16 protein-coding genes and 1 tRNA gene are annotated in these 20,089 nt (G+C 66.7%); 9 read left to right on the top strand and 8 right to left on the bottom strand.

Translation table 11 applies throughout. From position 1 onward, the window contains the following. The first annotated feature begins 715 nt into the window (after positions 1 to 715). Positions 716 to 2,284, top strand: a complete 1,569-nt coding sequence (locus A7A76_RS07885; RefSeq protein ID WP_206410682.1) for a CehA/McbA family metallohydrolase — start codon at positions 716 to 718, stop codon at positions 2,282 to 2,284. 349 nt (positions 2,285 to 2,633) lie between these two features. Here the strand turns inward: A7A76_RS07885 and thiS are convergent, their stop codons facing one another. Then, positions 2,634 to 2,834, bottom strand: a complete 201-nt coding sequence (thiS, locus tag A7A76_RS07880) for a sulfur carrier protein ThiS (RefSeq protein ID WP_206410681.1) — start codon at positions 2,832 to 2,834, stop codon at positions 2,634 to 2,636. A gap of 490 nt (positions 2,835 to 3,324) precedes the next feature. Here thiS and A7A76_RS07875 point away from each other — a divergent pair, with 490 nt between their 5' ends. The 7 genes from A7A76_RS07875 (at position 3,325) to A7A76_RS07845 (ending at position 12,200) form a co-directional block, all read left to right on the top strand. Continuing rightward, positions 3,325 to 5,118 (top strand): autotransporter outer membrane beta-barrel domain-containing protein, encoded by a 1,794-nt coding sequence (locus A7A76_RS07875; RefSeq protein ID WP_206410691.1) that lies wholly within the window; start codon positions 3,325 to 3,327, stop codon positions 5,116 to 5,118. 252 nt (positions 5,119 to 5,370) lie between these two features. Then, positions 5,371 to 5,444 (top strand) — tRNA-Gly (locus A7A76_RS07870). A 957-nt stretch (positions 5,445 to 6,401) separates the two neighbouring features. Next, complete coding sequence (locus A7A76_RS07865; protein ID WP_206410680.1) at positions 6,402 to 6,971, top strand: hypothetical protein; 570 nt, start codon at positions 6,402 to 6,404, stop codon at positions 6,969 to 6,971. Positions 6,972 to 7,255: 284 nt separating this feature from the next. After that, complete coding sequence (locus A7A76_RS26035; protein WP_206410679.1) at positions 7,256 to 8,854, top strand: AAA family ATPase; 1,599 nt, start codon at positions 7,256 to 7,258, stop codon at positions 8,852 to 8,854. After that, positions 8,847 to 9,917 carry a UvrD-helicase domain-containing protein gene (locus A7A76_RS07855; protein ID WP_206410678.1) on the top strand — a complete coding sequence of 357 codons (1,071 nt, stop codon included), beginning with the start codon at positions 8,847 to 8,849 and terminating at the stop codon, positions 9,915 to 9,917. The genes A7A76_RS26035 and A7A76_RS07855 overlap by 8 nt, the downstream gene beginning before the upstream one ends. A 229-nt stretch (positions 9,918 to 10,146) precedes the next feature. After that, the gene (locus tag A7A76_RS07850; RefSeq protein WP_206410677.1) at positions 10,147 to 10,767 is read left to right on the top strand and encodes a hypothetical protein; all 621 of its coding nucleotides are present in this window, start codon (positions 10,147 to 10,149) and stop codon (positions 10,765 to 10,767) included. Then, entirely contained in the window at positions 10,764 to 12,200 is a 1,437-nt protein-coding gene (locus A7A76_RS07845) for a hypothetical protein (protein WP_206410676.1), read from the top strand. Before A7A76_RS07850 ends, A7A76_RS07845 begins: the two co-directional genes overlap by 4 nt. A 97-nt stretch (positions 12,201 to 12,297) precedes the next feature. On the opposite strand, the gene A7A76_RS07840 is transcribed toward A7A76_RS07845, so the two are convergent. Together A7A76_RS07840 and A7A76_RS07835 are read right to left on the bottom strand one after the other, a co-directional pair. After that, positions 12,298 to 12,696 carry a hypothetical protein gene (locus A7A76_RS07840; RefSeq protein WP_206410675.1) on the bottom strand — a complete coding sequence of 133 codons (399 nt, stop codon included), beginning with the start codon at positions 12,694 to 12,696 and terminating at the stop codon, positions 12,298 to 12,300. Continuing rightward, complete coding sequence (locus A7A76_RS07835; protein ID WP_206410674.1) at positions 12,662 to 13,570, bottom strand: hypothetical protein; 909 nt, start codon at positions 13,568 to 13,570, stop codon at positions 12,662 to 12,664. Before A7A76_RS07835 ends, A7A76_RS07840 begins: the two co-directional genes overlap by 35 nt. 700 nt (positions 13,571 to 14,270) lie before the next feature. Between A7A76_RS07835 and A7A76_RS07830 the strand changes: the two genes are divergently transcribed. Beyond that, positions 14,271 to 14,585, top strand: a complete 315-nt coding sequence (locus A7A76_RS07830) for a hypothetical protein (protein ID WP_206410673.1) — start codon at positions 14,271 to 14,273, stop codon at positions 14,583 to 14,585. Positions 14,586 to 14,800: 215 nt separating this feature from the next. On the opposite strand, the gene A7A76_RS07825 is transcribed toward A7A76_RS07830, so the two are convergent. From A7A76_RS07825 to A7A76_RS07805, 5 genes are all read right to left on the bottom strand, one after another. Then, positions 14,801 to 15,826 (bottom strand): diguanylate cyclase, encoded by a 1,026-nt coding sequence (locus A7A76_RS07825; protein ID WP_206410672.1) that lies wholly within the window; start codon positions 15,824 to 15,826, stop codon positions 14,801 to 14,803. After that, positions 15,823 to 16,839 carry a chemotaxis-specific protein-glutamate methyltransferase CheB gene (locus tag A7A76_RS07820; RefSeq protein ID WP_206410671.1) on the bottom strand — a complete coding sequence of 339 codons (1,017 nt, stop codon included), beginning with the start codon at positions 16,837 to 16,839 and terminating at the stop codon, positions 15,823 to 15,825. Before A7A76_RS07820 ends, A7A76_RS07825 begins: the two co-directional genes overlap by 4 nt. A 46-nt stretch (positions 16,840 to 16,885) precedes the next feature. Beyond that, positions 16,886 to 19,141 carry a hybrid sensor histidine kinase/response regulator gene (locus A7A76_RS07815; RefSeq protein WP_206410670.1) on the bottom strand — a complete coding sequence of 752 codons (2,256 nt, stop codon included), beginning with the start codon at positions 19,139 to 19,141 and terminating at the stop codon, positions 16,886 to 16,888. Next, entirely contained in the window at positions 19,138 to 19,713 is a 576-nt protein-coding gene (locus tag A7A76_RS07810) for a chemotaxis protein CheW (protein ID WP_206410669.1), read from the bottom strand. Before A7A76_RS07810 ends, A7A76_RS07815 begins: the two co-directional genes overlap by 4 nt. Before the next feature lies 1 nt (position 19,714). Further along, the coding region (locus A7A76_RS07805) for a hypothetical protein (RefSeq protein WP_206410668.1) at positions 19,715 to 20,089 on the bottom strand (375 nt) is incomplete at its 5' end.

Raw genomic sequence — 20,089 nt, 5'->3', positions numbered from 1 at the left:
GCGCTGCGCGTGCGCGTGATGCGTGATGCGTGATGCGTGATGCGCGGCGAGACAAGACAAGTGGAGCGCGATGCGCAAGTACTGGCCGAAGCAATGAACTACCCGAAGAGCCCGCATCTCCCCAGCCGTCATTCCCGCGAACGCGGGAATCCAGGGCTTTTCATGCGAGAACGCTCGAGGTCTCTGGATTCCCGCGTTCGCGGGAATGACGAAGTGAGAGGGCCTGATCTATCGGGTTGCTGGAGCGAGGCAATACCCCCCGGCTGGAGCCCGCGAAACGCCATTGAGCTTGCGACATGTACCAACACTGGCCGAACCAATGAACTTCCCGACAAGCCCGCGTCCCCCCCAGCCGTCATTCCCGCGAACGCAGGAATCCAGGGCTTTTCGTGCGAGAACGCCTGAGGTCTCTGGATTCCCGCTTTCGCGGGAATGACCGAGTGAGGGGGCGTGATCCATCGGGTTGCTGGAGCGAGGCAATGCCCCGGCTGGAGCCCGCCAAACGCCATTGAGCTTGCGACATGCACCAACACTGGCCGAACCAATGAACTTCCCGACAAGCCCGCGTCCCCCCAGCCGTCATTCCCGCGAACGCGGGAATCCAGGGCTTTTCGTGCGAGAGCGTTTGAGGTCTCTGGATTCCCGCGTTCGCGGGAATGACGGAGCGAGAGGGAGCGGGCTGTTGGGCTGCCGGGGGAGGGAGGCTCACAAGCTAATGCGGACTTGTGCGCTCGCATCCGTGCTGGCCGCGTTGTGCGCAAGCGCGCCCGCGTTCGCGCAATCGCGCGACCCGATAAACCAGACAGCGCAAGCGCGATCGGCTGCGGGCAACTCCAGCTCAACCAACGCAACCGACCTCGTCCTGCAAGGCCGCATCACCGGCGCCGACAACCAGACCTACCGCGAACTGCCGTTCCAGGTTCCACCCGACACCGCCCGCATCGAAGTCGAGTTCGACTACGACCGCAGCGACAAGACCACCATCGACCTGGGCCTGATCGGCCCCGGCGAGTTCCTCGGCCGCGACGGCTTCCGCGGCTGGAGCGGCGGCAACAAGCGCCGCTTCACCGTCGCCGCCGCCGACGCCACCGCGTCTTACTCGCCCGGCGCACTGACGCCCGGCACCTGGAAGCTGCTGCTCGGCATCCCCAACATCCGCGCCGGCCGCGACGCCGCCTACACCGCGCGCATCCGCCTCACGCCGGCCGCGCAAGCCGACGCGGTGCCGCAACAAGACGCCCCGCCGCTGCGCAACGAAGCGGGCTGGTACCGCGGCGATCTGCACATGCACAGCGCCCACAGCGACGGCAGTTGCGCCGCGCAAAGCGGCGCGCGCACGCCATGCCCGCTGTTCCTTACCGCCAAGGCGGCCAGCGAAGCCGGCCTCGACTTCATCGCAGTGACCGAGCACAACACCGTCTCGCACCTGCCGGCGCTGCGCGAACTGCAGCCGCATTTCGACCGCCTGCTGCTGATTCCGGGCATGGAGATCACCACCTTCCAGGGCCACGCCAACGTGTTCGGCGTACGCGCGCCGGTCGATTTCCGCGTCGGCAGCGCCGCGGTGCCGGACTGGAACGCGGTGCTCGGCGACATGCGCCGCCGCGGCCTGCCGGTGTCGATCAATCACCCGATCCGTCCGTCCGACGAGCGCTGCATGGGCTGCGGCTGGACCCCGCATCCGGCCGCCGACCTGAACCTGGTGAGCATGGTCGAAGCGGTCAACGGCGGCGACGCCGACACGCCCGGCTCGGGCATCGCGTTCTGGCAGCGCGAACTCGACGCCGGCCACCGCCTCACCGGCGTCGGCGGCAGCGACAACCACGACGCGCCGACCGCGGCCGAGGAACCGTTCGGCCCCAGCCGCATCGGCCGCCCGACCACGGTCGTGCACGCGCGCGAGCTGTCGCAGGCCGGGATCCTGGACGGATTGCGCGCGGGCAATGTCTTCGTCGATGCCTTCGGCAGCCGCGATCGCCTGCTGGAAGTGCAGGTCCGGCACGGCGCCGACGTAGCCGCGATGGGCGGCGAGCTCAAGGTTCCCGCGGGCCAGCGCGCGAGCGTGCGCGTGCAGGTGCGCAACCTCGCCGGCGGCTGGATCGAAGCGACGCTCGACGGCGTCAAGGCCGGACTGATCGCACAGCCGCAGGTGAGCGCGGCGCAGCAGTCGTTCGATTTCGACTGGCCCAGCGACGGCCGCCGCCATTGGTTGCGCATCGACGTGCGCGACGCGCAGGGACGCTTGGCGCTGGTGGGCAATCCGGTCTACATCAACTGGCGCTGACGATCCCCGCCAAGCCGCGTCGAAGCCCCTGTAGGAGCGGCGCAAGCCGCGACCGCGCCAAAACCGCTACGTCGAAACTTTCATCGCAGCCGAGGGTTCGCGGTCGCGGCTCGCGCGGCTCCTACAGGCAGCGGACGCAGTCGCGCTGCGGTCGGAAAGGTGCGGCGACTGCAGGCCCCAAGCCAACGCGAGAGCCCGCCGAAGCCCCTGTAGGAGCGGCGCAAGCCGCGACCGCGCCAAAACCGCTACGTCGAAACTTTCATCGCAGCCCGTAATTCGCAGTTGCGGCTCGCGCCGCTCCTACAGGCAGCGAACGCAGCTGCGCTGCGGTCGGAAAGAGGCGACGGCCTCAGCCGCCGCCCAGTGCGTGCACGATCTCGACCTTGTCGCCTTCGGCCAGCGCCGTCAGCGCATGCCGGCCGCGCGGCACGATCTCGCCGTTGATCTCCACCGCGACCCGGCGTTCGCCCAGGCCTTCGGCGGCGAGCAGTTGGTCGACGGTGATCGGCGCGGTCAGGGCGCGCGCCTCGCCATTGAGCAGGATGTTCATGCCGGCATTGTCGCCGCTGCCGGGCAGCGCGGCCAGCCGCGGCCGCGGCGCGCGCGGCGACGACGCAGGCGTCGGCGGGCCCTGCTGCGCATGGCTTCGGCCGTGCGCGCACCGGCGCGAATGCCCGCTGTGCGACCCGCGCAATCGCCAAGCCCGGCAACAAACGCGATGGCCGCCTGGCGCGGCCAGGGGGCGTAATGCCGAGGCCGTGACCTCCGGCCCCGGTAAGCCCCGCCCGGTCGGGCGCATAATCCGCCGCCGGGGGCCGGGCGCGCGCGCCCGCGGCTTTGCCGCGCTGCGCCTTGCCAGCCTCGTCGCCCCCGTGTTTCGATTCGCGCCATCCCTCGCCATGCGCCGCCGTATGCGCAGCCATGGCGTCGGAAGCACGCCTAACCGGCGTCCGCGCCGCCCGTCCCGGGCCGCGGGCGCCGCCACCGCAAGCCCCACCAGGAAGCAAGGAATCGCATTGATGAAAACCGCTCGTACCGCGCTGGCCGCCGCTCTGGCGCTGGCCGCCGCTCCGGCCTTCGCCGGCGGCCCCTATTCGCAGACCGTCTTCATCGGCGACAGCCTCACCGATTCGGGCCACTTCCGCCCGGCGCTGATCCAGGCGGTCGGCCCCAACGGCGCGCTGATCGGCCGCTTCACCACCAACCCGGGCCTGGTCTGGTCGGAGTGGCTGGCCAACTACTACGGCACCAACGCCAACAGCGACAACCAGGGCGGCACCAACTACGCCGTCGGCGGCGCGCGCACCGGCACCAACACCAGCGGCGCGCTCGGCCCGATCGACTCGCTGGCCACCCAGACCAGCAAGTACCTCGCCGCCAATGGCGGCCGCGCCGATGCCAACGCGCTGTACACCGTGTGGGGCGGCGCCAACGACCTGTTCGCGGTCGCCGCCGGCGCGCCGGCGCAGGCCACCATCGGCGGCGCGGTGACCGCGCAGATCGGCGTGATCGGCGCGCTGCGCAACGCCGGCGCCGAATACATCCTGGTGCCGAACATCCCCGACCTGGGCTCGACCCCGCAGTTCCGCGCCGGCGGCGCGGCGCAGATGGCGGCCGGCACCCAGCTCGCCACCACCTACAACAACGCGCTCTACAACGGCATCGCCTCGGCCGGCCTGCGGGTGATCCCGCTGGACACCTTCAATCTGATCCGCGAAGTGGTGAACAACCCCTCGCCGTTCGGCATCAGCAACGTCACCGGCACCGGCTGCAACCCGCAGATCACCGCGTCCTCGGTGACCTGCAGCCCGCTCAACTACGCCGCGCCCGACGCGCCGAACTCCTACGCCTTCGCCGACGGCGTGCATCCCTCGTCCAAGGCCCACCAGATCCTCGCCGACTACGCGGTCTCGGTGCTGGAAGCCCCGCGCTTCGTCGCCCTGCTGCCGAACTCGGCCTCGATGACCGGCCGCGCCCGCGCCGACCAGGTCGCCGGCCACGCCGAGCGCGGCGACGGCGACGGCATGCGCTGGTGGAGCAGCCTGCGCGGCGACTTCCAGCGCTACGGCCACGGCGACGTGTACGACGGCGCCGGCCCGGCGCTGACCGGCGGCGTCGACTGGACCCGCGGCAATCTGGTGTTCGGCGCCTTCCTCGGCTACGGCCAGCAGAAGCAGGACTTCGGCCTGCGCAACGGCAGCTTCGACCAGAAGGACACCAGCATCGGCGGCTTCGTCGGCTGGTACGGCGAGCGCGCCTGGGTCAACGGCCAGCTGAGCTACACCAAGCTCGACTACGACATCGACCGCAAGGTCAACCTCGGCCCGGCCACCCGCACCCACAGCGGCTCGGCCGACGGCAAGAACGTCACCGCCGCGCTCAACGCCGGCTACGAGTTCGGCGACGCGCTGCGCCACGGCCCGGTGCTCGGCGTGGTCGCCCAGCGCATCGACATCGACGGCTTCGCCGAAAGCGACCCGGCCCTGTCGACCTCGCTGGCCTACCCGGACCAGAGCTTCGACTCGCTGATCGGCAGCGTCGGCTACCAGGTCAACTACACCTACAGCGAGAGCTTCCGCCCCTACGCGCGCCTGACCCTGGACCGCGAGTTCGAGGACGCGCCGAAGGACGCCCGCGCGCGCCTGCAGACCGTCGGCAACCTGGGCTGGTACTCGGTCAAGAACCGCGAATTCGACCAGGACTACGGCACCTTCCTGTTCGGCGCGCGCACCAAGCTGTTCGGCCTGGACGCCAACCTCGGCGCCAGCGTCACCTTCAACCAGGACGGCGGCAACAACACCACGGTGTTCGCCCAGGTCGGCGGCGGCTTCTGACCCCGGCGCGGCGGCCTGCGCGGCCGCTGGCGTTCGGTCTTGAAGCGATGGGAAACCGGGCCGTTTGGCCCGGTTTCTTTTTGCGCCGGTTTCTCGCGGATGCGGATACGAAAGCATCGGGCCTGAAGGCCCTCCCACCAGCGGCGTCCTCTTGTGGGAGGGCCTTCAGGCCCGATGCTTTCCGGTCAACCCAGGCGACCCTGGCAGCCCGATTTGCCTCCCGCGCCGCCGCGTCATAGACTTCGATCCGACGCGGGTGTAGTTCAATGGTAGAACTGCAGCTTCCCAAGCTGCTAGCGTGGGTTCGATTCCCATCACCCGCTCCATCACTTCCCGACAGTGCGCAAGGCACTGAGTCATAGCGGGTTTTTCTCGGTCGATCACCGTCGCGATCCCTCCATCGAGGTATCGTTTCGTGCCGAAGCCTTACTTTTTGTCCCGCCCAACCGCCACCAGGCAGGTTGGGGAAGTTCTACATTCGCCGCGAGGCCATTCCGTTGCGGGTAGCGACATTGGCGAAGTTCGGGCTGGGGGGCGGTGCCGAACCACACACGAGGTCAGTTTGCGCGGTCGTTGACGTTCTCCACTTCGGTCTAGCGAGGCGGCCAGGGGTGATTGTTGTGGCCTGAGCGTGCCCGCGGGTTGGCCAGCGGCATTTCGCCGGTGCGATCGAGTTGCGGCCGAAGTTCATCAAGCCCTTGCATCGGCGTTTTGAAGGCTGGATGTTCGGAGTCGTGGAATTGTCCACAGGAGATCCCTATGACCACTGAAAAGAATCAGCCGCAGGACCACGGAGTGATTCGCCGCAAGCCGGATGGGGCGCTGGAACTGGTTCCGAGGGGCAAGCGCGTGCTCCGCGCGCCCGACAAGTAACAGTCACCCTCAACACGCTGGCGCAGAGCCCCCAGATCCAATGATGCGGCAGGTGAACCGAAGCGCCGCGCGTCATGGGCTCTGGGGCGCTCTATTGCTTCAGCACGGTTGGCCTGAGCGAACACTTGAACGCGTGTCTCAAGTTACGACTGCACACTCGGGGGGCATATATGCCGCAACCAATCAACGACACACAGCGAGAATTCGAGAAACTTTGTCAGCTGGGCGGAGGGGCAAAGGGTGGCCCGGTACGGGGAAAGGTTCTAGATCTCCTTGAGGCCAGTGGAAAACGATTGAATGCCACGGCGTATGAGGCGATGCAAGCGCAAATGCAAGAGTGCGTTGAAGCCAATCCTTGGCATGTGTGTTTCGCCATGGGTTTGTCTTGGGGGCACTTGGCGAAGTTGGATATGAACTTCACCAAGGCAGTCATCCGAACGCTGGAAAATTGGAACGACGACGATCTGAAAGAGGCGTGCAGCTACCACCTTGAGCGTGGTCCGGAACCCATCCGCCAGTCTCTAGTTGGGGGCTATAACCTATTCGATAAAGTGCTGTTGCCACCAAAACTGCCGATCACCCTTGAAGCGCTGGGTGCGCAACAGGATCGTTGGCTCGCGCCACTATCCGACAAAGCATCTCGACCGAAATACATTGGCAGTTGGAACGCAACCGCCATGTTCATGGCGGCGTTATTCGCCCAGCCGGAACTGGCAAAGATCCAGCGGAAGCCGAGGCCAGTGCTCCCACCGGGTGGGCCCGTGTTTAGTGGCTTAAGAATGCTTGCGGACGCGCACATTCTGCTCAATCAACCCGACGGTGGTGCGCTGGATGACGCGCCACTTGAGCTGGGTGTTCTTTTTATAAACAATCAGTTATTGGCGACGTTGTGCGAGTTCATGTCAGACGGATGCCTGCTTGATGTCCACAGCGGCGTTTACATGCTGGGGACAAGGCACCCCAACTCCGCATCGTGGTAAGCAGACCCACAGATCAGAGAGGCTCCGCGAGGCGCCCGGCGGGGTTGTCTCAAGCGTCTGGTATCTGAGCCAATCTTTAAGGAAGGCGAGGTGTGCTAGTCGTTGCACCGACTGACGCATGAATTCGGGTTAAAAATCGGCCGTCGAATTGTAAAGGCCCTCGCGCGCCTTGCCCCGGACACTTGCGACACTGAAGTCGAAAGCTCTTTGCAAGAGCTGAGGTTTGAGCGCTAGGATCGCGGCAGGCGGCGGGAGTGACGGCCCAGGCATACGGATGATGTCTCGTGATCACCAAAATTAAGATTTATGGCTATCGAATCTACAAGAAGTTCGAGCTTGCACCGAACAAGAAGCTCAACCTGATCGTTGGCGCCAACGAGGCCGGAAAGTCCACATTGATTGAGGTGTTGACGCTGGCATTGACCGGGCGCATCAACGGGCGAGGTGTGGCGGAAGAGCTCAATCCGTATTGGTTCAATACAGAGATCGTTGCGAATTTCGTAAAGCGCCGCTTGCAGGGTGAGGCCGCACCGTTCCCCAAAATCCTCATTGAAGTCTATTTGGAGGACCGCCCAGAGCTTCAGGAGTTGCTCGGCGCGGTCAACAGCGATTTGCCCGTCAAAGCCTGTCCGGGCGTGTCGCTGGGGATCGAGCCCAACCCTGAATACTTGGAAGACCTGCAGGCGTGGGCCAAGGTCCCGTCTCATTTGCTGCCTGTTGAATACTACAGGCACGAGTGGCGGTCGTTTGCCGACAAGCAGCTTTACGCGCGCCCAAAACAGCTTTCGACTGCGCTCATCGACTCTCGAACAGTTCGGTCGTCCTCAGGCGTGGACCACCATCTACGCCAAATACTGGGATACAGCTTAGAACCTGCGGAACGTGCAGCCATCGCCGTGGCCTACCGCCAAGTCAAGGTGGACATGAGTGCAAGGCTCAAGGGTGTCAACGATCGCCTGAGCGAACAGCACACCTCGCCACATGGGCATCCGATTTCTCTGGCGATGGATCAGTCCGCCCGCTCCTCTTGGGAAGGTGTTGTGACGCCACACGTCAACGACGTGCCATTCTCGATGTCAGGGCAAGGGCAGCAGGCCGCGATAAAGATCGCGTTGGCGATGAGCCGTCACTCCACAAGTGCCAACTTCGTGATGGTGGAAGAGCCGGAGAATCACCTCTCACACACCAGCTTGGCGCAACTCATTTCCCGCATGGGGGAAATGATTGGTGAAGAGCAGCAGGTCTTCGTCACCACGCACAGCTCATTTGTGCTGAACCGACTTGGGCTTGGGGCGCTGCTTTTGGTGGGCAACGACTCCTACAGCAAGATTTCGGATCTTGACGGCGAGACGGTGAAGTATTTCCAAAAGCTACCGGGCTACGACACGTTGCGCATAGCGCTGGCCAGCAAGATAGTGCTGGTCGAAGGGCCTTCGGATGAAATTGTCTTTGAACGGTTCTTCTGCGACATGTTTGGCAAAAGGCCGATGGAACTAGGCATAGATGTCATCAGCATGCGTGGATTGTCTATTGCGCGATGCTTGGAGCTGTGTGCGGCTTTGGGCAAGCAGGTGGCGGTGCTGCGCGACAACGACGGACATGCCCACGATGATTTGCGCGCTCCGGTGGCGCAGTGGTTGGAGGATGGGCGTCGCGAGCTATTCATAGGCGGGCTTGGGGAGGGGGCGACCTTGGAGCCTCAACTCGTCGCGCGCAATGGTGAAGCGGCTTTGCGCAAGGTCTTAGGTATCACACCGGCAGCCGATCTCAGCACATGGATGACAAGGGAGAAGACCGAAGGCGCGCTGCGGATCGCAAGCTCCAAAACCAAGCTTATTGCACCTGCCTACATGAGCGCCGCAGCCACGTTCATTCATGGCTAAATACCTGACACTCGCTGTTGCCGGCTCGCGGAAAACGCAAGGGCTGGTCGAGCACTGCGCCGCGCTTCCGAAAGAGCGGCGGGTGTTGGTGTTGACCTATACGGGACTCAATCAACACGAGTTGCGGCAACGCTTGTCCCAATACGCCGGCGGGCACCTCAATATCGAAGTGCTGGGCTGGTTTTCGTTTTTGCTGCGCGACTTCGCGCGCCCGTTTCTCCGCTACAAGTTCGCCAGCAAGCGGGTGAACGGCTTCATCTTTGAAGGCGGGCCGAACCTAATGGCGGTTGGCGCGGCCCGCTTTTTGAGTAAAAGCGATGCTGTATACCGCGCAGAGTTGGGGCGGCTGGCCTTTGAGCTGATAGGCGAGACAGGTGGGGCTTTGATCCGGCGGCTTGAAGGGATTTACGACGAAATCTTGATTGATGAGGTGCAGGATCTCAGTGGATACGACTGGGAGATCCTAGATGCACTGCTTGAGTCTGATATCGAAATCCGCATGGTTGGGGACATTCGGCAGTCCGTGCTGTCCACCTATCCGCGAGGCACAAAGAACAAAAAATATGCATATGCGGAAGCCATCAAATGGTTTCGGAAGCATGAAACTGCGGGGCGGTTGACCATTGCGGAGAGTGTTGAAACGTGGCGCTGCAACCAAGCCATTGCCACTTTTTCTGATTCGATCTTTGACAAGTCGTGGGGCTTCCCCGCAACGAAATCATTGAACGAAAGGGTCACGGGGCACGACGGGGTATTCCTCGTTCGATCTGAGCATGTGCAGGCGTATGTTGCGCAGTTCCAGCCGCAGTGTCTTCGCTACAACGCGAACTGCGGGAAGGCGTTCACGCTCGATTACATGAATTTCCGCGTAGCTAAAGGTGCAACTTTTGAGCGGGTTCTGATTGTGCCCACGGGCGAAATCAAGAAATTCCTGTTGGAGGGAAAGGCGCTGGAACCGTTACTGGCATCGATGTTCTATGTCGCAGTGACGCGAGCGATACAGAGTGTGGCGGTGGTAATTAATACTTCAAAAGGCAGTGGGTTTAATCTTTGGTGTCCCTAGGTGGAGAACGCATGAAAAGGACTGGCTGCATCCAAGACCAGATACCTTGCCCTAGGACCTGTCTGGCCAGAGTCACCAATTCACGGCGAGACGCTAGGAATACGGGGTCACACTCATGACCTTGCAACGCTGGATACGTCACACAAGCATTGGGCTGGCTTGGCTCGTTCTGGCCGGCTGCTCCCAACCACCGGCCCAGGCCTCTTCGGACCAGGACAAGGACGCCCCCATGACTTCAACTATCCGCGCTCCCATCGACGGCGAGGCCGCGGCCGAACGCGCTGCAGCTCGGTTCGACCAGATCGCTGAGCAATCTGCTACCCAAAGTGCGTCCGCGCCCGCGCAGCCAACGGCTACAGTCCCTCTCGGGCCGCCCCTCAAGCCAGAGGAATGGATCGGGCGCATTTTCCAGCTCATTGACGGGCTCAGATCACGTGGCGATCTGGAGCCGCCCCAGGTCGCCAAGACTCTCGGTCTGGACCTGCACCCGGCCGGCAGCGAGCAAGCGGCCCGCGGCGACCTGGGCGAACACGGGTCCTACGCCCTCTGGGTCAACACGCTTTATCGGGAGCGACCTGGCAAATGGACGATCGGCCTGTCCCTGGAACCTCGCTCTGGCCAGGAGGGCTGTTTGTTCGCTCTCGACAAGTTGCGCCAGCATCTCAGCGCCCGGGGCTACAGCGCCACGGAGGGCGTGCGTCAACGCGACGGAAGTCAGCGGGCTCTATATCGCTCCGCGCCGACCCCGGGTGGAATTGTCTTTGTGGTTTCGGCCCAATTGGCCCCTGGCGGCACCGGCTGTATCCAGGAGGTCCGGATCAATGCCAACACGCCCGAGGATGAAGCGTGAGTCAGTTGCGCCCCGAGATCCGCCCGCTCATTGAGGAGCTCGCCCAGAAGAAGGGGCTGCCGCCGTCCGCCGTTGCCGACATCGAAGCCACGATCGCCAGTTCCCCCTACCTCAGCAACGTCATGGTGGCGGCGATCGGAAACGGCTCGCTGAAGCACCTGGATATGACTAACGAACCCTTCCAGTCCGGCCACTACCAGCAGCGCACCGGCACGATCCATCTCAACACCAGCAACTTCGACGCCAAGAGCTTCGATAACACCTCCGCCAGGCGAGATAACTTGGCCGTGGTCATCGGCCACGAAGCCGGCCATGCGCTGCTTGCAGACGCCTCGGAGCGCGAGCGCTACGCTTTGCGCTACAACATGGGCGAGACCATTCGGACCGCGTCCCAAGACGGAACCGCTGCCGACCTTACCGGGCCGGCGAACCGCTATGTCGGTTTCATGCGCCGCAACGAGGCGATGGCTGAACTCGTCGGGATGAATGCCTTGGCCAGTCGCACGACCGGCACCGATGGCACCTTTGATCGGGCCGAGTTTCTGCGCCGGGCGGATCTGTCCACCCCTTGTGTCGACAAGGGCATGCTCGCTCCCGGCATCACCCTGTCGCCCGCTGGCATACAGATAATCGGCAAGCAGTTTCGCACCAGCCCCGCCATTGAGGCCGTAGCGGCGTGCTACAGCGATCCAGGGGCAAGCATCGGCCAGCATGGCGACAGCAGCTACCGCGACATCCATGGCACCTATGTCATGAAGATGGCGGCCAGCGAGCTCAGCGATTACGCGAAGGGCACCACGATGCATGTGCCCGCCATCGAGCTCGACATGGCAACCTTGAAGCTCGATCCCAACCGCATCGAGCGTGCAGGCTTGGACCTGGGCGGCAACGGGCGTTCGTTTTCGTATGTGGACACGAGCAACGGTCGGCGCGAATACGAAAGCGTGTCGCACACCCAGATCCAATCTGCAGCTGAAAACTCGCACAGGCTGGACAGCTCCCCTCAAGTCCAGAGCCCTGCCCAAGTGTTTCGTGCGGACAGCCCTGGCCATCCCGACCAACCGGCCTTCGAGATGTTCCACCGTGCCGCCCAGGCTGAGGGCCGTTGGAGCCAGACTGAAGCCCGCAACCTTGCTGCCGCGGGTCTGGCGGCAGTGAAGGCCGATCCTGCGGTAGGCCAGAACCTTTCCGGGGCGGTCATCGGCAAGGGGGCGGATGGCACGCTTAACCTTATCGGTTATGCCTCGCCGCATGGGCCGGCGGGTCCGCATCACCATCTTGCGGTGGAGGCCAATACCGCAGCCCAGGTGCCGGCAGAGCGGAGCCTGGACCGCGTCGAAGCGCTCAATCGACAGCAAGCCCAACAGCAGGCTCAGGCACAGGACCAAGCGATGGAAGGTCCAAGCCAAGGCGGGCCGAAGTTGACTATGTAACCGAGATCCGCAGCGACTGGGTAACTCGCGAGCAAACGGTGCCTACCGCGCGTTCCCTCGGTTGCCGCGGCATCGTTGCCGACGCAGCGCTGCGCGCTCACAGCAGGCGCTGTAGATCCTCAGGCGAAAGATCCAGCAACTCGCCCAGCTCCTCGCGCCCGAGCACCTGCGCGAACCCCCGCACCTGCGCCCGCGCCACCGCCGCCGACGGATCGCGCGGATGCGCGAGCACGCCCGCGAGCAGATGCCAGATCCTGCGCTTGTCCAGACGCTGCTGCGCCCGCCACAACGCTTCCCGGCGCGAATCCGGGAAGCGCTGGCCGAGGCGGTGGTCGATCAGCAGGTCAAGTTCGCCGCGCCGCGTGCGGCGTTCGGCGTCTTCGCCGGGCAGCGACGGTGCGCCTTCGTGCAGGGCGACGATGCGGCGCTCGTATTCGTCCCGGCTCAGCTTCGGGCCGAAATCAGCCAGCCGCCGGTCCTGAGAGGTTGAGGCCATACGCCGATGCCACGATATCGGGGTCGGACAACACGATGCGCTCTTCCGGCCAAAGGTCAAGCAGGTGGCGATAGTCGTCTTCGCCGAGCGCGTCGGCGGCGTCGTCCTGGAACCGCAACGTCAGCGCGTCGAAGGCGTCGACGAAGGCCGCGGCGTCGCGCGAGGAGGCCAGGGCCTGTTCGATTTCGATGCGGTCTTTCTCGAAGTCGCTGCGCGCGGCCATCACCCTGTCGCGCGCGGGGACGGTCAGCGCCAGCGGCGTGGTGCGCTGCTTGTGCTCGACGAACAAGGCGAAGTGCTCCATCTGGAAGCCGTAGGCGTCGACGTTGTCGTCGAGCGCGCGCACGAAGCGGTCCTGGTAGAGCTCGTCGACCGCGGCCATGTAGACGGGATCGGCGAAATCGTCCGGGCCGCGCGCGGGGTCGTCCTCGCTGAGCAGGGTCGGTTCGAGGTAATCGTCCGCGGGGCCTTGCAGGCAGGCGGGCAACTCGCCGCTGACGCCGACGTGCTGGTCGAACGGCGCCGCGCAGGCGCCCAGGGGGCCGCGCGGGCGGCCGTAGACGCCGAAGATCGCGCTCGACAGCGAGTAGCCGCGCGCGCCGACGACGGTGATCGTGGCCGGCAGCAGCACGCGGTTGGCGGCCTGGTGGCAGACGCCGTTGATGAGGTAGCAGGCGATGCCGGCGCGTTCGAGCTTGCCGGCGATGGCGTCGGCGCGCAGGGTGCTGCCCGCGGCCTGGCGCAGCATGTGTCCGCCGGATTTTCCGCCCCAGCAGCCCCAGGCCTTGCCGCCGCTGCCGCACTCCACGTAGGTGTGGTCGGCGGCGTTGAGGAACAGCTTGGTCGGATAGGCGCGCGGCCTGAGGATTCCCATGCATCACCCCCTGTGATCGATGGACGGCGTGGACGCCGGGTCGGTGCGCCGGGCCAGCGGCGGGCCCGTTTCGGGCCGGTCAGCGAGAACAACGCAGAGCGCCGCCGGCGGGTGCCACCGGGCGCCCCCGGGCGCGCGGTTTTGGGCGCTGCGGCGCATTTCGGACGAGCGAGGCTGGGGCGAACGCTTGAGTCGAAACCGGCGTTGCGGCCGGTCGCAACAATCCGGGAGAGGGACAGAGGACGTGGCTGGATTGTTTTGTCGTAACGGCCCTCTCGTTCTTTCCTCGGCTATGCCGATGTGTTTCGAGGTCTGCTGTTCGGCTGGGTCGATCATCGCTCCGGTTTTGGACTGAAGCGATTTGTCCACGGAAATGCCGCGCTTCTTATGCAGCGGTGCTGGCGATGGAGAGCGGGCGAGTCACTGAAAAAGGGGCCGCTCGAAGCCGCGATGGAGGTGGTTCATTTGCTTGTAGCGAGCGGATCGCTGGTGCTGATGAGCCGATTCTTATGCATCCGATGTGCAGTAAATCAGTAGCGCGATCGGGATCGTCGTAAGTCTTGCCCGTACCGCAATGGCCCACAGGCCCATCGTCAGGTTGAAGTCCCGCACGATCCTTGGTTTAGTCTGCTACGCCGGAGCCGGCGATCCTGAGGGAGCCGCCGGATCGCGGCGCCATCGTCGGTTCTGGAGAACGCTAATGGACGTCATGCGCTCGGTGTGGGTGTTGTCGGTGGCCGCGCTGGCGGCGGTGCCCGGGGTGGGAAGAAGCGCGGAAGCGCTCCCGACCTACAACTACGACATGCATTGCCGCGCGGTCTCCGGCGGCGACTTCGACAAGAATTTCAAGTGCGGCGAGGCGGAAGCCGCCGCCTATGCGAAGCTGCAGGACATGTGGGCGAGCGTCGCCGAGAAGCGCAAGGTCGAATGCCACAACGTGGCCTACGATCCCGAGACGGGGAAAGGTTCCTACGCGCGCCATCTCCAGTGCATCGAGAAGGGGCGAGGCAAGTAGCGCCGCGGAATCCGCTCGGGCGTGCGCATCGTCGCGGCGCGTTCGAGTCGTTCGTCGATCGGCAGCCGTGGATAGGCAGCTGTCGGCAGGCAGCTATCGATGGGCTGGACATTCGCACGAATCGCCCGCCAGGCGGCGACGTCGCGTTTCGCGCTGCGCTGCGTTGCGCGGATTACAAGCGCGTTGCGTGCGAGCTGCGCCGAGACAGGCCCGAATCAGTCGTCCTTGGCCCGATACACCGCGCGATCCTTGCCGGCGCGCTTGGCCTCGTACAAGGCCATGTCCGCGACCCGCAGCAACGGCGCGTAGCGCTCGCCCTGCGCCGGCGAGGACGCGGCGACGCCGATGCTGACGGTCACCAGCCCCGACGGCGCGGCGCGGTTGGGCAGCGACAGCGCGCGCACGCCGGCGCAGATCTGTTCGGCCAGCTGCAGCGCGCCGCTGGCCGAGGTAGCCGGCAGCACCACGGTGAATTCCTCGCCGCCGTAGCGCGCGGTCAGGTCGGCCGGGCGCTGCACGGTGCGACGCATCACCCCGGCGACGTCCTTGAGCACTTCGTCGCCGGCCAGGTGGCCGTAGTAGTCGTTGTAGAGCTTGAAGTTGTCGACATCGAGCATCAGCACGGCGAAGTCGGCGCCTTCGCGCAGCGCCCGGCGCCATTCGGTTTCCAGATAGGAATCCAGGTAGCGGCGGTTGTTGAGGCCGGTCAGGCCGTCGACGTCGCTGAGCCGGCGCAGGGTTTCGTTGAGCTCGAGCAGGCGCTGCTGGTGCTCGCTGAGCACGCGGTAAGCCTCGTCGCGTTCGATCTGGTTGAGGTAGGCGCGGGCGTGGTGGCGCACGCGCGCGATCAGCTCGATCGAATCGGGCAGCTTGACCAGATAGTCGGTGGCGCCGGTCGAGAAGGCCTGGCTCTTGACCACCGCGTCCTCCTTGCTCGACAGCACGATCACCGGCACGTTCTTCAGCACCGGGTGGATGCGGTAGTGATGGACCAGGGTCATGCCGTCGACGCCGGGCATCACCAGGTCCTGCATGATCACGTTCGGCCGCAGCGCTTCGGCCGCGGCCACCGCTTCGGCGGCCTGGGCGCAGTAGTGGAAGTCGATGTCGGCCTCGCTGGCCAGCGCGCGGCGCACGGCTTCGCCGATGATCGGCTGGTCGTCGACCAGCAGCACCACCAGCCGGTGCTGGCGCAGGTGCGGATGCGGTTCGTTCGGGCCGGGGAAGATGGGATCGCTCATGGGCTGGGGTTGGAAGTCTGGGCGAAGAGGTCGCGCAGGCGCGCGGCGATGCGGTCCAGCGGCAGGATTTCGGCCGCGGCGTCGAGCTCGGCGGCGGCCTTAGGCATGCCGTAGACCGCGCTGGAGGCCTGGTCCTGGGCGATGGTGTGGTGGCCTTGCTCGCGCAGCAGGCGCAGGCCGGCGGCGCCGTCGCGGCCCATCCCGGTCAGCAGCACGCCGACGATGGGGCCGCGCCAGTGTACGGCGACGCTCTTGTAGAAAACGTCCACCGAGGGCCGGTACGGCAGTTCGGCCGGTTCGCGCACATAGTCCAGGCGGCCGTCGGCGCGCAGCGTCAGATGGTCGTTGGTCGCCGCCAGCAGCACCCGGCCGGGCTGCAGGCCGTCGCCGGCGGCGGCGATGGCGACCGGCAGGCGCGAGTAGCGGCCGAGCCATTCGGCCATGCCGGGGGCGAATTTCTCGTCGATGTGCTGGATCACCGCGACCGCGCCGGCGAAATCCGCCGGCAGGCCTTCCAGCACCCGCGCCACCGCCGACGGGCCGCCGGCCGAGGCGCCGATCGCCAGCAGCTTGCGCGCCGACGCCGGCGCCGGCGCGCGCAGCAGCACGGCGCGCACCGGCGCCGCCGACAACCGCCCGATCAGGTCGATCTTGGCCAGCAGCTTGTCCGCGCCGCTGTCGTCGTCGCTGCCCAGCGACGGCATGTCGGTGGCGTCGAGCGCGCCGTGGCCCATCGCTTCGAACACCATCGCGGCGTTGGCGCCGACGCTGACGGTCACCACCAGGATCGGGCACGGGCTGTCGGCCATGATCCGGCGGGTGGCTTCCACGCCGTTCATGCCGGGCATCACCAGGTCCATCAGCACCACGTCGGGCGTGTCGCGCGCGCAGCAGGCCACCGCTTCGGCGCCGCTGGCCGCGGCCCAGGCTACGCGGTGGTCGGGGCGCCGCGCCAGCACGCGCCGCAGCGCTTCGGTGGCGATGCTCAGGTCGTTGACGATGCCGATTCTCACGCGCGGGCGGTTCCTGGGTGATGCATGGGGTTTGGGTGCGCGCGGCTCATGCCAGCGGCGCTCCGATCAGATCGGCGACCGCCTGCATCAGCGCGTCTTCGTCGAAGCCGGCCTTGCTGAGGTAGAAGTCGGCGCCGGCGTCGAGGCCGCGGCGGCGGTCCTCCTCGCGGTCCTTGTAGGAGACGATCATCACCGGCAGCGCGCGCAGGTGCGGATCCTTCTTGATCAACTCGACCAGCTCGATGCCGTCCATGCGCGGCATGTCGATGTCGGTGACGACCAGGTCGAAGCGGCCCAGGCGCAGCGCGTTCCAGCCGTCCATGCCGTCGACCGCGACTTCCACCGCATAGCCGGCGGTTTCGATCAGCTTGCGCTGCAGTTCGCGCACGGTCAGCGAGTCGTCGACCACCAGCACGCGCTTGCGCTGCGCCGCGGCGGCGCTGTCCTGCGGGCGCAGCTGGGCGAGGTGGCCGGTGGCGACCAGGCGCTCGATCGAGCGCAGCAGGTCGTCGGTGTCGACGATCAGCACCGGCGTGCCGTCGTCGAGCAGGGCGCCGGCGGCGATGTCCTTGACCTTGCCCAGGCGCGGGTCGAGCGCCTGCACCACCAGTTCGACCACGCTGCCGAAGCGATCCACCGCCAGCCCGTACAGATGCTCGCCGTGGGCGCCGCCGATCACCACCACCGGCAACTGCGCGCCGGCGGTGGCGCCGTCGCCGCCTTCCAGCACCTGGCGCGCCGACACCAGGCCGATCTCGCGGCCGCTGAGTTCGAAATACTGCCGGCCCTCGAGCGAGCGCACCTGTTCGCGCGAGACCAGCGCGGTGGCGACGATGCGCGCGAGCGGAAACGCATAGGCCTCGCCGGCGATGTCCACCGCCAGCGCGCGCAGCACCGAGGTGGTCAGCGGCAACTGCAACTGGAAGCGGGTGCCCTGGTCGGGCTGCGAGAACACCCGCACGTTGCCGTGCAGCTGCTTGGCCATGTTCTGCACCGCGTCCAGGCCGACGCCGCGGCCGGAGATGTCGGTGACCGTGTCGCGCAGGCTGAAGCCGGGCAGGAACAGGAACTCCAGCAGTTCGTCGTGGCCGAAGCGCTGGGCGGTGTCTTCGTCGGCGAGGCCGCGCGCGATGACCGCGCGGCGGATGCGTTCGGCGTCGATGCCCTGGCCGTCGTCGCCGATCCTGATTTCCAGGCGGCCCGATACGTGGTGCGCTTCGAGCCGGATTTCGCCCTCGGCCGGCTTGCCGCGCGCCAGCCGCTGCGCCGGCGCCTCGATGCCGTGGTCGACGGCGTTGCGCAGCAGATGCCCCAACGGCGCTTCCAGCCGCGCGAGCACGTCGCGATCGACCGGGGTGCGGCTGCCGACGATCTCCAGCCGCGCTTCCTTGCCGAGCTCGCGGGCGAGGTCGCGGACCATGCGTTTGAAGCCGCGGGTGGCGTCGGCGAACGGGCGCATGTGGCTGGCCAGGGCCTGGTCGTACAGGCCGTGGGCGACGCCGGCCAGGCGCCGGTCGAACGCGTCCAGCGCGGCGACGCGTTCGCCGAGCAGGCGCTGGCTCTCGGCCAGGTCGGCCTGGGCGCGCGCGAGCAGTTCGGCCGAGGACGGATCGGCGGACAGGCCGGCGTTGCGTTCGGACAGCCGGTCCAGCGCCAGCGCGGAGCGGCGCTGCAGTTCTTTGACCCGCGCCAGCGAACGGATGTAGGGATCGAGCCAGCGCGATTCCACCAGCGCTTCGCTGGCCAGGCCGAGCATGCGGTGCAGGTTGCGCGCGGCGATGCGCAGTACGCGCTCTTCGCCTTCCTCGGCGGGCGCTTCGGCGGGCGCGGGGTCGGTTTCGATGGCGGCGGGAGCCGGCGTCGTGTGGGTCGCCGACTCCGGCTCCGATGCCGGCGCGGCCAATGCCGCGGCCAGCGCGGCGCGGAATTCCAGCACCGGCGCGCCGTCTTCGCCGGCCCAGGCACCGGCCGCCTCGGCCGGGGTGTCGGCGATGCGGCCGAGCAGGTCGACCCCGCGCAGCAGCGCGTCGATGATCCCGCGCCGCAAAAGCAGCCGGCCGTGCTGGGCATCGACCAAGCAATCTTCCATCGAATGCGCCACCGCCACCGCCGCGCCGAGGCCGACAATGCGCGCCGCGCCCTTGAGCGAATGCGCCGCGCGCATGCACTCCTCCAGCGTGGCCGCGGCGGTGGGATTGCGCTCCAGCGCCAGCAGGCCGTCGGTCAGCACCTGGCGCTGGCCGTCCGCCTCCATGCGGAACAGGTCGTGCAGCGAGCGGTCGCGCAAGGAATCGTTGCTCATGAGATCTGCCGGTTCAGCGCGTGCAGCAACAAGCCGTCGTCGAGCAGGCCGATGCGGCGCTCGCCCCACGGCAGCACGCCGGTGGCGAAGCGCGCCAGGGCGTGGGCGACGGTGGACGGCACCGCGCGCACGTCCTCGGCGTCGTAGCGATGGCTGCCGTGGACTTCGTCGGCCTCGAACGCCAGCGCGCCCTCGGCCGCGGCCAGCACCACCAGCCGGCGCGCGATCGCGCCGGCGCGCGCGGCGACCGGTGCGCCGGTCTGCAGCAGCGCCGGCAGCGCGACGCACACGGTCAGCCGCCCGCGCACGTTGACCAGGCCGCGCAGCACCGCGTCGCGGCGGTGCGGCAGGCGGTGCACCGGGCGCAGTTCCAGCACTTCGTCGATCAGCCCGGCCGGCAGGCCCAGCCATTCTTCGCCGAGGCGGAACACGAACGTGCCGGCGCTGGCGCGCTGTTGCCGCGATGCGTCCTGGGCCAGGCGCGCGGCGGCTTCGATCCGCTCCTCGCGCGGCAGCGGCCGGTCCAGCAGCCGGGCCACGGCGGAGCCCGCGTCGTCGCGTTCGCGCGCCATCTCAGCCGCTCCTGCCGCGGTGGCGCGAAGCGCGCTGGCGCATCAGCCGCGCGCCGGCGGCGTCGCCCTTGGCGTCGAGCAGCAAGGCCAGGTGCATCAGGCTCTCCGTGTGGTCGGGTTGCAGGTACAGCGCCTTGCGGAAGGCGTCCTCGGCGCGCGCGTCCAGGCCGGTGGCGCCGTGGATCAGGCCGCTCAGGTACAGCGCTTCGGCGCTGGGGCCGTGCGCGCGCAGGTGGTTCTGGCAGAGTTCGGCGGCGCGGTCGAAGGCGCCGTGGTCGGCGAGCCGGCGCGCTTGTTCGAGCGAGGTGTCGGATGCGGCGGGCGAGGTCGCGGGCGCCTGGGCCGCAGTCGCTGCCGCGCTGCGCGCGACCGGCGC

It is taken from the genome of Lysobacter enzymogenes (genome assembly GCF_017168095.1).
In the GTDB taxonomy this organism is placed as follows: Bacteria; Pseudomonadota; Gammaproteobacteria; order Xanthomonadales; family Xanthomonadaceae; genus Lysobacter; species Lysobacter enzymogenes_D.
This window is presented reverse-complemented; position numbering and strand designations above follow the sequence as displayed.

Excerpts from the sequence above, each read along its gene's own strand:
- A7A76_RS07835 (WP_206410674.1), bottom strand. The coding sequence starts at position 13,570 with ATGGGAATCCTCAGGCCGCGCGCCTATCCGACCAAGCTGTTCCTCAAC.
- thiS (WP_206410681.1), bottom strand. The coding sequence starts at position 2,834 with ATGAACATCCTGCTCAATGGCGAGGCGCGCGCCCTGACCGCGCCGATC.
- A7A76_RS07865 (WP_206410680.1), top strand. The coding sequence starts at position 6,402 with ATGAACTTCACCAAGGCAGTCATCCGAACGCTGGAAAATTGGAACGAC.
- A7A76_RS07885 (WP_206410682.1), top strand. The coding sequence starts at position 716 with ATGCGGACTTGTGCGCTCGCATCCGTGCTGGCCGCGTTGTGCGCAAGC.
- A7A76_RS07810 (WP_206410669.1), bottom strand. The coding sequence starts at position 19,713 with ATGGCGCGCGAACGCGACGACGCGGGCTCCGCCGTGGCCCGGCTGCTG.
- A7A76_RS07855 (WP_206410678.1), top strand. The coding sequence starts at position 8,847 with ATGGCTAAATACCTGACACTCGCTGTTGCCGGCTCGCGGAAAACGCAA.
- A7A76_RS07850 (WP_206410677.1), top strand. The coding sequence starts at position 10,147 with ATGACTTCAACTATCCGCGCTCCCATCGACGGCGAGGCCGCGGCCGAA.
- A7A76_RS07825 (WP_206410672.1), bottom strand. The coding sequence starts at position 15,826 with ATGAGCGATCCCATCTTCCCCGGCCCGAACGAACCGCATCCGCACCTG.
- A7A76_RS07830 (WP_206410673.1), top strand. The coding sequence starts at position 14,271 with ATGGACGTCATGCGCTCGGTGTGGGTGTTGTCGGTGGCCGCGCTGGCG.
- A7A76_RS07840 (WP_206410675.1), bottom strand. The coding sequence starts at position 12,696 with ATGGCCTCAACCTCTCAGGACCGGCGGCTGGCTGATTTCGGCCCGAAG.
- A7A76_RS07815 (WP_206410670.1), bottom strand. The coding sequence starts at position 19,141 with ATGAGCAACGATTCCTTGCGCGACCGCTCGCTGCACGACCTGTTCCGC.